The 11124-nt window shown below is 58.7% G+C and carries 10 protein-coding genes and 1 pseudogene; 5 read left to right on the top strand and 6 right to left on the bottom strand.

The window, feature by feature from the left end; all coding sequences use genetic code 11:
* Positions 1 to 108: 108 nt before the first annotated feature.
* On the bottom strand, positions 109 to 1413 hold the full coding sequence (locus QMX93_RS27165; RefSeq protein ID WP_282358604.1) for a CynX/NimT family MFS transporter: 1305 nt from the start codon (positions 1411 to 1413) through the stop codon (positions 109 to 111).
* On the bottom strand, positions 1403 to 2062 hold the full coding sequence (locus tag QMX93_RS27160) for a FadR/GntR family transcriptional regulator (protein WP_282358603.1): 660 nt from the start codon (positions 2060 to 2062) through the stop codon (positions 1403 to 1405). The genes QMX93_RS27165 and QMX93_RS27160 overlap by 11 nt, the downstream gene beginning before the upstream one ends.
* Before the next feature lie 166 nt (positions 2063 to 2228).
* On the opposite strand from QMX93_RS27160, the pseudogene QMX93_RS27155 reads away from it, so the two are divergent.
* A pseudogene (locus tag QMX93_RS27155) lies at positions 2229 to 2540 on the top strand (type II toxin-antitoxin system MqsR family toxin).
* Positions 2537 to 3025, top strand: coding sequence for a type II toxin-antitoxin system MqsA family antitoxin (locus QMX93_RS27150; RefSeq protein ID WP_282358602.1), 489 nt, complete (start codon positions 2537 to 2539; stop codon positions 3023 to 3025). The pseudogene QMX93_RS27155 and the gene QMX93_RS27150 overlap by 4 nt, the downstream one beginning before the upstream one ends.
* Positions 3026 to 3078: 53 nt before the next feature.
* Here QMX93_RS27150 and QMX93_RS27145 read toward each other — a convergent pair whose 3' ends face one another.
* The 4 genes from QMX93_RS27145 to QMX93_RS27130 all read right to left on the bottom strand — a co-directional run bounded on the left by QMX93_RS27145 (position 3079) and on the right by QMX93_RS27130 (position 7241).
* Complete coding sequence (locus QMX93_RS27145) at positions 3079 to 3843, bottom strand: amino acid ABC transporter ATP-binding protein (protein WP_053117341.1); 765 nt, start codon at positions 3841 to 3843, stop codon at positions 3079 to 3081.
* A gap of 10 nt (positions 3844 to 3853) precedes the next feature.
* Positions 3854 to 4951, bottom strand: a complete 1098-nt coding sequence (locus QMX93_RS27140) for an amino acid ABC transporter permease (protein WP_282358601.1) — start codon at positions 4949 to 4951, stop codon at positions 3854 to 3856.
* Between the two features lie 10 nt (positions 4952 to 4961).
* A complete protein-coding gene (locus QMX93_RS27135) occupies positions 4962 to 6143 on the bottom strand; it encodes an amino acid ABC transporter permease (RefSeq protein ID WP_282358600.1) in 1182 nt (393 codons plus the stop codon).
* Between the two features lie 66 nt (positions 6144 to 6209).
* Complete coding sequence (locus QMX93_RS27130; protein WP_053117336.1) at positions 6210 to 7241, bottom strand: amino acid ABC transporter substrate-binding protein; 1032 nt, start codon at positions 7239 to 7241, stop codon at positions 6210 to 6212.
* 468 nt (positions 7242 to 7709) lie between these two features.
* Between QMX93_RS27130 and QMX93_RS27125 the strand changes: the two genes are divergently transcribed.
* The 3 genes from QMX93_RS27125 to QMX93_RS27115 all read left to right on the top strand — a co-directional run bounded on the left by QMX93_RS27125 (position 7710) and on the right by QMX93_RS27115 (position 11030).
* A complete protein-coding gene (locus QMX93_RS27125; RefSeq protein WP_053117331.1) occupies positions 7710 to 8366 on the top strand; it encodes an alpha/beta fold hydrolase in 657 nt (218 codons plus the stop codon).
* A gap of 96 nt (positions 8367 to 8462) precedes the next feature.
* Entirely contained in the window at positions 8463 to 9944 is a 1482-nt protein-coding gene (gene rhlB / locus QMX93_RS27120) for an ATP-dependent RNA helicase RhlB (RefSeq protein WP_159815597.1), read from the top strand.
* A gap of 141 nt (positions 9945 to 10085) precedes the next feature.
* Positions 10086 to 11030, top strand: a complete 945-nt coding sequence (locus QMX93_RS27115) for an ornithine cyclodeaminase family protein (RefSeq protein ID WP_282358596.1) — start codon at positions 10086 to 10088, stop codon at positions 11028 to 11030.
* Positions 11031 to 11124: the final 94 nt, after the last annotated feature.

Here is an 11124-nt window from a genome sequence, read left to right as displayed (position 1 = left end):
CTCGCGAAGAGGCCGGCACATTCAACATGATCTGTGCCTGAACCACCGTCTTCGCGAGCAAGCTCGCTCCCACATTGGATATCACGGCCCCCAAAAAAGGGTTACGCGTCAGATTCTTTCGCTTTGCACTTGCACGTACAGCGTTCGCCCGGCGCCGAGGCCGGCGATGATCGCGCCGGTGCCGATGATGCCGAAGATCCAGCCCACCGCATTCCAGCCGCCCGTCCAGTCATGCACCACGCCGACCGCAAACGGCCCCATCGACGCCAGCGTGTAACCGAAGCCTTGGGACATGCTCGACAGGTTCGCCGCGACGTGCGAATCGCGCGAACGCAAGACGATCAACGTCAACGCCAGACTGAACGTACCGCCCTGCCCCAGGCCCAGCAGAATCGCCCAGCCCCACAAACCTTCGATCGGCGCATACAGGCAACCGAACAGGCCCCCCAGGGTCAACGCCATCACCACCACAATTGCCAGTCGCTGATCCTTGCCGCGAGTGGCCAGCCAAGGCGCGGCCAGCGAACTGGCGAGTTGGATGATCACCGAGCCGGACAACACCAGCCCCGCTTGCGTCGGGGTCAGCCCGCGACCAATCAGGATCGACGGCAACCAGCCAAACACGATGTACGCCAGCGACGATTGCAGGCCCATATACAACGTCACTTGCCACGCCAGCGGATCACGCAGCAAACCGCGCACGCGATAGGCGACGTTGTGTGCACCGTGTTTCTGCCCGACCTGTGGCAGCCAGAACAACGCCGCCACCAGCGCCGGGATGACCCAGAAGCCCAGGCCAATTGTCCAGTCTCCGCCAATATGTTCGCTCAACGGCACACTGGTGCCTGCCGCCATTGCCGCACCGAGGCACAGGGCCATGGTGTAGACGCCGGTCATGGTGCCGGCGTGTTTGGCGAAGTCACGTTTGACGATACCCGGCAGCAATACGCCGACAATGCCGATGCTTGCGCCGCCCAATACGCTGCCGGCGAACAAACCGATTTCACCGAAGCTGCTACGCAAAATGATGCCGCAGGCCAGCGTCAGCAGGATGCCCAGCACCACGCGTTCGGCGCCAAAACGTCGCGCCAGAATCGGTGCCAGCGGCGCGAACAAACCGAGGCACAGCACCGGCAGTGTGGTCAGCAAACCGGCCTGCGCCGCCGACAAGCCGAGGCTCCTGGAAACGTCGCTGAGCAGCGGCGCCATGCTCGACAGCGCCGGGCGCAAGTTCAACGCCACCAGAATCAGCCCCAGCAGCAACAGCCACGGGCGGCGCACCAGCGGGTGGCTTTGTTGCACCTGCTCGTCATCGGCCTCGGCGTCAATCAGCAGCTCTTCAAGCTCTGCCGTGCGTTTCGGGGTTGTGGATAGCTCACTGCGGGACATGGATTTCTCGGTTTCAAGGTTCATTGATCAACTGCCTCGACAAGGCTTTGGCCCGTTCCGGGTCGCTTTGTTCGACGGCATCGAGCAACTCGATGTGCAGGTCGAACACCTCCTGACGGCGCGGGACGATGTTCAGGGTCTGGCGCAATTGCGCGCCGACGATGCTGGAGAAATAGCGATACAGCTCGCTGAGGGTCGGGTTGTGCGCGGCGTCGACCAGTCGGCGGTGGAACACCAGATCGCAGGCGATGTAGGTGTCGAGGTCGCCGTGGTAGTGACTGCCACTGGTGCCGAGCGCCTCACGCAATGCCGCGAGGTCTTCATCGGTGCGACGCAACGCCGCCAGACCGATCGCCTCGACTTCAAGGATGTGGCGGGTTTCCCGCGCCTGCTCCAGCGAGCAACGCGACAACGCTTTCAGCGTGTCGAGCGGATCAACCAGCGCGCGCAAATAACTGCCGTCGCCCTGGCGAATCTCGATCAATCCGGAAAACGCCAACACACGCATGGCTTCGCGCACGGTATTGCGGCTAATGCCCAGTTCGGCGCACAGCTCGGGTTCGGTCGGCAAGCGCTCGCCGACCTGCCAGGCACCGCTGTTAATGCGCTGGCGGAGTTGATCCAGGGCCTGATCGACCAAGGATCGTTTGATGAGTGGAGAAATGTCCGACATAGAATTCGCCCTTTCATCCAATCATAGGATGAATTTTCCGACATGTTAGTCAGACCCATGTAGGACGGCAACCACCTAGGGTCAAAAGGCGACACATGGAGCGGCATTTTCGATTGGTCAAAATTACCCTTTAAGGGTAATTTCAGGGACAGGGTTTTGGTTTCTTATGGAAAAGAACACACCCCATTATGAGCTGGCGGTGATCAAGGCTGAGGTCAGGCGGTTAGGTCAAAAAGCTTTCACCAAAACTTCGGTCAAATAAGCTGAGAAGCTCGGCTTCAACCTCAGCGAAATGCTAGAGATCGTCTTCGAGCTACAAACCAGGATGTTGTACAAATCGATGACTACTTATGACGATCATCGAATCTGGCAAGACGTGTATCACACCAATTCACGAGATCAGGAGATTTACATCAAGGTGACCTACCGCCCCGGCGGCGGCCCACCGGTAATCTCTTTCAAGGAGAAAAACCCATGAAAACCCAGCAATGTGTCAGCTGCGGTGCACGTGAGGGAATGAGACATTTCCAGGGTCGCGGAGAAACCCTGAGTGTCAAAGGCATGGAGCGCCGAGTAGACGATCTGTCCGGTTGGGAGTGCCAGAAGTGCGGTGAAGTGGAATGGGATTTCGACAGCGATAGTGCACAGCGGTACTGCGACGCCGGTGACGAGCTGGTTCTCGCTGCCAGACAAATGATCGGCGCCGAGATGAAACGCATTCGACGCAAATTGCACCTGACGCAAAAAGAGGCGGTGCAATTGCTCTCTGGTGGCGGGCATAACGCGTTCTCTCGTTACGAGCGTGGTGAGTTACTTCCACCCAAAGCATTGGTGCTGCTGATGCGTTTGCTGGATCGACATCCCTACATGCTCGTCGATATCCAGACCTTGGCTGAAGGCGCAGACCTGCGCGGCTTCAAGCACACCGTCCACAAAGAACACGAAACCCTCACCGTCTCCTGACCCCAAAAAAAACAAACCCGGCACAAGGCCGGGTTTGATTTACGCAAAAACCATCAATGCAAAATCTGACTCAAGAACAGCTTCGTCCGCTCATTCTGCGGGTTGTCGAAGAAGTCATTTGGCGCCGCCTGTTCAACGATCTCACCCTTGTCCATGAAGATCACACGGTTCGCCACAGTCCGCGCGAAGCCCATTTCGTGAGTCACGCAAAGCATGGTCATGCCGTCTTCCGCCAGACCGATCATGGTGTCGAGCACCTCTTTCACCATCTCCGGATCAAGCGCTGAAGTTGGTTCATCGAACAGCATGATTTTCGGTTTCATGCACAGGGCGCGGGCAATCGCTACACGCTGTTGCTGACCACCGGACAGTTGCCCCGGGAATTTATGCGCCTGCTCCGGAATGCGTACGCGTTCCAGGTAATGCATGGCGATTTCCTCGGCCTTGCGTTTGGGCATCTTGCGCACCCACATCGGCGCCAAGGTGCAGTTCTGCAAAATGGTCAGGTGCGGGAACAGGTTGAAGTGCTGGAACACCATGCCGACTTCGCGGCGGATCGCTTCGATCTGCTTGAGGTCGTTGGTCAGTTCCACGCCGTCGACGACGATGCGGCCCTGCTGGTGTTCTTCCAGACGATTGAGGCAACGAATCGTCGTCGATTTGCCGGAACCCGACGGGCCGCACAAAACGATACGCTCGCCCTGTTTCACGTTGAGGTTGATGTCTTTCAGCACGTGGAACTGGCCGTACCACTTGTTGACGCCCTGCATCTGAATAATGCCTTCAGGGCTCACAGGCTTTTTGATTACTTCACTCATCTCAAAACTCCTAACGCTTGTGGCCAGTGTCGAGCTTGCGTTCCAGATGCATGGAATAGCGCGACATACCAAAACAGAAAATCCAGAACACCAGGGCGGCGAATACGTAGCCTTCGGTGGCCATGCCCAGCCATTTAGGATCGGCAGCGGCTTGCTTGACGCTGTTGAGCAGGTCAAACAGGCCGATGATGATCACCAGACTGGTGTCCTTGAACAGCGCAATGAAGGTGTTGACGATGCCGGGGATCACCAGCTTCAGGGCTTGCGGCAGAATCACCAGGCCCATCGAACGCCAGTAACCGAGGCCCATCGCAGCAGCGGCTTCATACTGACCTTTGGGAATCGCTTGCAGGCCACCGCGCACCACTTCAGCGACATAGGCCGACTGGAACAGGATCACGCCGATCAGCGCCCGCAGCAGCTTGTCGAAGTTCATGCCTTCAGGCAGGAACAGCGGCAGCATCACCGAGGACATGAACAGCACGGTGATCAACGGCACGCCGCGCCAGAATTCGATGAAGGTCACGCAGACCACACGAATCGCCGGCATGTTCGAGCGTCGACCCAGCGCCAGCACAATCCCCAGCGGCAAGGCGCCGGCGATACCGACGGTGGCGATCACCAGGGTCAGCATCAGGCCGCCCCATTGGCTGGTCGCCACCTGTGGCAAGCCGAATACGCCGCCGTGCAGCAGGCACCAGGCAACAATCGGGTAGATCACCAGGAAGCTCAGCCCGTACACCGCTTTACGCGGGAACCGCGAGATGAACAGTGGCGCCACGCCGATCACCGCCAGCCACACGGTCAGGTCGACGCGCCAGCGCCATTCAGCCGGGTAATAGCCGTACATGAACTGGCCGAAACGCTGCTGAATGAACACCCAGCAGGCGCCTTCCTTGGTGCAGTCGGCGCGGGTGGTGCCGACCCAGTTGGCATCAATGATTGCCCAACTGAGAATCGGTGGCACGACGAGGTAGATCAGGTAGAACGCAAACAGGGTCAGCAGGGTGTTGAGCCAGCTGGAGAACATGTTCGCGCGCATCCACGCCACCACGCCGATGCTGCTGTTCGGTGGGGGCATGTCGGGTTTGAAAGTATGAGTACTCATGCGCTTTTCCTTACCGCTCGATCAGCGCAATGCGCTTGTTGTACCAGTTCATCAGCAAGGAAATGCTGATACTGATCGCCAGGTACACGCTCATGGTGATGGCAATCACTTCGATCGCCTGACCGGTCTGGTTAAGCACGGTGCCGGCGAACAGCGAAACCATTTCCGGGTAACCGATACCGGCCGCCAGCGAAGAGTTTTTCGCCAGGTTGAGGTATTGGCTGGTCAGCGGCGGAATGATCACGCGCAGGGCTTGCGGGATGATCACCTTGCGCAGGGTCGGGCCGTTGCGCAGGCCGAGCGAACGCGCCGCTTCGGTCTGGCCGTGGCTGACCGACTTGATCCCCGAACGCACGATCTCGGCGATAAACGCCGCCGTATACACGGTCAGGGCCAGGGTCAAGGCGAGCAGTTCCGGGATCAGCACCCAGCCGCCAACGAAGTTGAAGCCTTTGAGCTCGGGCATTTCCCAGTGCAGCGGCGCGCCGAAGATCAGTGCGCACAAGGTCGGGATCACTAGCAGAATCGCCAGGCCTACCCAGAACTTGTGGAACGGTACGCCGGTCGCTTCAAAGCGCTTGTTGGCCCAACGGCACATCAGCACGATGCCGACGATGGCCACCACGATGCTGATCATGAACGCCCAGAAACCATCAGCGGCCAGCGCGGCCGGCATGTTCAGGCCACGGCTGCTGACGAAGAAGGTGTCGCCGAAGTTGTGGCTGTTGCGCGGCCCCGGCATGGTCAGGAATACCGCGAAGTACCAGAACAGGATTTGCAGCAGCGGCGGAATGTTGCGGAAAACTTCCACGTACACCGTCGCCAGTTTGCTGATGATCCAGTTCTGCGACAGCCGTGCCACACCGATGATGAAGCCGAGAATCGTCGCCAGAATCACGCCGATCACTGTCACCAACAAGGTGTTGAGCAAACCGATAACGAAGACGCGGGCATAACTGTCCGCTTCGGTGTAATCGATCAGGTGTTGAGCGATGCCGAACCCGGCACTGCGCTCCAGAAAGTCGAAACCGGAGGTAATGCCCCGGTGCTGCAGGTTGGTTTGCGTGTTGTCGAACAGAAACCAGCCCAGCGAAACCACCGCGACAATCGTGATGATCTGGAATAGCCACGCACGCACTCGTGGATCGCTGAGGCTGAGCCTCTGCTTAGGTGCGCCGATTGAATTTTGCATGAAGTGCCCCGCAAAAAATGGAACAAGAACATCACCCGGCGGTTGGCCCGCCGGGCGATAGAACCATTAGCGCACTGGTGGTGCGTACTGAATGCCGCCGTTGTTCCACAGGGCGTTCAAGCCGCGGTCGATTTCCAGCGGAGTGCTCTTGCCGAGGTTTTTCTCGAAGATTTCGCCGTAGTTACCGACTTGTTTGACGATCTGTACTACCCAGTCTTTCGGCAGTTTCAGGTCTTTGCCGTATTCGCCGTCAGCACCGAGCATACGAGCGACGTCCGGGTTTTTGGTCGACTTGGCTTCGGCTTCGACGTTTTTCGAAGTGATGCCGGCTTCTTCGGTGTTGAGCAGCGCGTAGCCAACCCAACGCACGATGGCCAGCCACTCGTCGTCGCCATTACGTACGACCGGGCCCAGGGGTTCTTTGGAAATGGTTTCCGGCAGAACCACGTAGTCCTTCGGCGCTGCCAGCTTGCTGCGCTGGGCGAACAGTTGCGATTTGTCGGAGGTCAGCACGTCGCAACGACCGGATTCCAGCGACTTGGCGCTTTCATCGGAGGTGTCGAAAGTGATCGGGGTGTATTTCAGACCGTTGCCACGGAAGTAGTCGGAAACGTTCAGCTCGGTGGTGGTACCGGCCTGGATGCAGATGGTTGCACCGTCCAGCTCTTTGGCACTTTTCACGCCGAGCTTGTTGTTCACCAGGAAGCCGATGCCGTCGTAGTAGGTAATGAAGCCCGGGAATTTCAGGCCCATGCCCGCGTCACGCGAACTGGTCATGGTGGTGTTGCGCGACAGGATGTCGATCTCGCCGGACTGCAGCGCGGTGAAGCGCTCCTTGGCGTTCAACTGACTGAACTTGACCTTGGTCGCGTCGCCGAAAACGGCAGCGGCCACAGCGCGGCAGACGTCAGCGTCGATCCCGAGGATCTTGCCGGTTGCATCCGGTACCGAGAAGCCCGGCAGACCGTCGCTCACGCCACACTGCACGAAACCTTTCTTCTGCACTGCATCCAGGGTTGCACCCGCCTGAGCGAACCCGCTGACACCGAGTACTGTTGCTGCAGTCACGATGGCCAGGGTGGATTTCAACATCTTCATTCAAACCTCCAGTTTTGCTCTTGTTGTGTCGGAGCTTGAGTCCAGTCGCACCCTTTTGAGGCGGTGTTGACCCTTGTTGGCTTTTTATTGGGTCAACCGACGTAAGACCTTCGCTATGAGTCTAGTAGGAGAAGATCCACAAAATGGATCACTCACTTCTCACCAATCGGCCGAACGGGCGGTAGCCCTTTCACGTTCGCGAAGCCCGTAGCGGCCCTTGGCGAACATCCATCACCGGATTTTTTGCAATCCCGGCCCACGGGGTACACTGATAGTGTTACCGCCAGGCGCGAGATCGGTTGCACGCCTGAAGCCATAGCAAAGCCCGTACCACACCGTTCGCTGAAGCGCTTTAGCGACAGGTCAATAGCAAAACTTGTACCCTTGCGACATCTTCTTAACAGATCAATCGGGCGCGCCCTTCAATCACGCACTCAATGAGAGCGCCCGCACACAATTGGAGCAGCCATGACCGAGCCCTTGATTCTTCAGCCTGTTAAGCCCGCAGACGCCTGCGTGATCTGGCTGCACGGCCTCGGCGCCGACCGCTACGACTTCTTGCCGGTGGCCGAAGCGTTGCAGGAAAGCCTGTTGAGCACGCGTTTTGTGTTGCCGCAGGCGCCGACACGTCCCGTTACGATAAATGGCGGATATGCCATGCCGAGCTGGTACGACATCAAAGCCATGAGCCCGGCGCGGGCGATCGATCGTGATGAGCTGGAAGCGTCTGCCGATCGCATCATCGAATTGATCGAAAACGAGCGCGCCAGCGGAATAGACGCCTCGCGGATTTTCCTCGCCGGTTTTTCCCAGGGTGGTGCCGTGGTTTTGCACACCGCTTTCTTGAAATGGCAGGGGCCGTTGGGTGGCGTGCTGGCGTTGTCGACGTATGCGCCGACGTTCAGTGATGAGCTGGAGTTGTCGGCCAGTCAGCAGCGGATTCCGGTGCTGTGCCTGCACGGTCAGTTCGATAACGTGGTGCAGAACTCGATGGGCCGCAGTGCTTACGAGCACTTGGTGAAGCATGGTGTCACCGTGACATGGCAGGAATACCCAATGGAGCACGAAGTGTTACCCGAAGAAATTCGCGACATTGGCGTCTGGTTGAGCGAACGTCTGCGCTAATCGCGACAGCATTGCCTGCCCGTTGATCATCACACTACGCCGCGCCCGTTTCTTGCATTACACTGGCCGGCGTACATTCCTTAACCAATTGATGAGATGACCGTGCTCGAAGCACTCAAGAAAATGTTCGGTAAAAGCGAGGCTGAGCAGCTCGCGCCAGTTCCCAGTGCGCCGTCGCACGCCCCCGGTCATCGCCACGATGCGCCCCAGGCCGACCGCCCCGCTGCCGTAGCAGCACCGAAGCAAGACCCGCAACCCGCTCCGGCCGCACCCATCGCCGCCGAGCCTGCGCGCAGTGAAGAGCCGAAACCGGCCAGACCGCGTCGCGAACCGAAGCCCAAGGCATCGGTCATTCCGTGGAAACTCGAAGATTTCGTTGTCGAGCCACAAGAAGGCAAAACCCGCTTTCACGATTTCAAACTCGCGCCAGAACTGATGCACGCCATTCAGGATCTGGGCTTCCCGTATTGCACGCCGATCCAGGCGCAGGTGCTGGGCTTCACCCTCGCCGGCAAAGACGCCATTGGTCGCGCGCAGACCGGTACCGGCAAAACCGCCGCGTTCCTGATCTCGATCATCACTCAGTTGCTGCAAACACCGCCGCCGAAAGAACGCTACATGGGCGAACCCCGTGCGCTGATCATCGCGCCGACCCGTGAGCTGGTGGTGCAAATCGCCAAAGACGCCGCTGACCTGACCAAGTACACCGGCCTCAACGTGATGACCTTCGTTGGCGGCATGGACTTCGACAAGCAGCTCAAGCACCTCGAAGCGCGTCACTGCGACATTCTCGTCGCGACCCCGGGCCGCCTGCTCGACTTCAACCAGCGCGGCGACGTGCACCTGGACATGGTCGAAGTGATGGTGCTGGACGAAGCCGACCGCATGCTCGACATGGGTTTCATCCCACAAGTCCGCCAGATCATTCGTCAGACCCCGCCGAAAAGCGAACGCCAGACCCTGCTGTTCTCTGCGACCTTCACCGAAGACGTGATGAACCTCGCCAAGCAGTGGACGACCGATCCGTCGATCGTCGAAATCGAAATCACCAACGTCGCCAACGAAAACGTCGAGCAACACATCTACGCCGTGGCCGGTGCCGACAAGTACAAACTGCTCTACAACCTGGTCAACGATAATGGTTGGGAGCGGGTGATGGTCTTCGCCAACCGCAAGGACGAAGTCCGCCGCATCGAAGAGCGCCTGGTGCGCGACGGTGTGAACGCTGCGCAGTTGTCCGGCGACGTGCCGCAACACAAACGTATCAAGACTCTGGAAGGTTTCCGCGAAGGCAAGATTCGTGTCTTGGTCGCCACCGATGTGGCCGGTCGCGGCATTCACATCGACGGCATCAGCCACGTGATCAACTTCACCCTGCCGGAAGTGCCGGACGACTACGTGCACCGCATCGGCCGTACCGGTCGTGCCGGTGCTGACGGCGTGTCGATCAGCTTCGCCGGTGAGGACGACTCCTATCAGTTGCCGTCCATCGAAGAGAAGCTCGGTCGCAAGATCAGCTGTGAAACGCCACCGACGCATTTGTTGCGTGCGGTAGAGCGCAAGCGTCCGCAGCAGTAAGCGACGCTAAAAAAGAATGCGCAGCCGGCAACGGACTGCGCTTTTTTTTCGTCTGGATTTTTTGCCGCAGAAGCTTGCCCAAGAATACTAAAAGTCCATAATGGACAAACAAGTTTAGTTTTTTTGTCTGCGGAGTCTGAAATGTCCAGTACGCCCTACGTGATCGACCAAGCCCAAGCCCGTGAGTTGCTGGCGCGTATCGATGTGCCGCAGATCTTGCGCAAGCTGTTTCGTGATCTTGCCAACGGCAAAGCCGTGCAGCCGGCGCAGCAACTGGTCGAATTCCCGCAGGGTGCTGGCGACTTCATCAACTATCTGGGCGTGCTGGCCGAGGATGGGGTTTACGGCGTGAAGACCTCGCCCTACATCGTTCGCGAACAAGGTGCGCTGGTGACAGCGTGGACGCTGTTGATGTCGATGAAAACCGGTCAGCCGCTATTGCTGTGCGATGCTGGTGAACTCACCACTGCACGCACCGCTGCGACCACAGCGGTGGCTGTTGATGCGCTCGCGCCTCTGGACGCTAAACATTTGGCGATCATTGGCAGCGGCAAGGTTGCCCAGGCGCATCTGCATTACGTGAAGTCGCTGCGTGACTGGCAGAGCATCAGTCTGTATTCGCCAAGCCTGTGCGCTGATACTCAATCCCAGGCCCTGCTGAAAGCCATCACGCCCAATCTGAAGATCACCGACAGCCGCGAAACCGCCCTCGTGGATGCGGATGTGATCATGCTTTGCACCTCATCGGCGGGCCCGGTGATTGACCCCGCTGAGTTGAGCAAACCGGCGCTGATCACCTCGATCAGCACCAACGCTCCGCGCGCCCACGAAGTGCCGCCGCAGAGCCTCAACGACATGCAGGTCTTCTGCGACTATCGGCTGACCACGCCGGGGTCGGCGGGTGAAATGCTGATTGCCAGTGAGCAGCATGGCTGGAGCAACGATGCGATCGTTGGTGACCTCGCTGACCTGCTCAGTGAAAAAGTCCAGCGTCCGGGTTACGACCGTCACGTGTTTTTCCGTTCAATCGGTTTGGGCCTGGAAGACATTGCCCTCGCCAATGCGGTGTATCACCTGACCCACTAACACCAAAAATCCCCCTGTAGGAGCTGCCGAAGGCTGCGATCTTTTGATCTTGATCCTGAAAAAAACAAGATCAAAAGATCGCAGCCTTCGGCAG

The sequence above is a fragment of the Pseudomonas sp. PS01303 genome (assembly GCF_029959385.1).
Taxonomy (GTDB): domain Bacteria; phylum Pseudomonadota; class Gammaproteobacteria; order Pseudomonadales; family Pseudomonadaceae; genus Aquipseudomonas; species Aquipseudomonas rustica.
The sequence above is the reverse complement of the archived record's forward strand: the minus strand, read 5'-3'. Positions and strand labels throughout refer to the sequence as shown.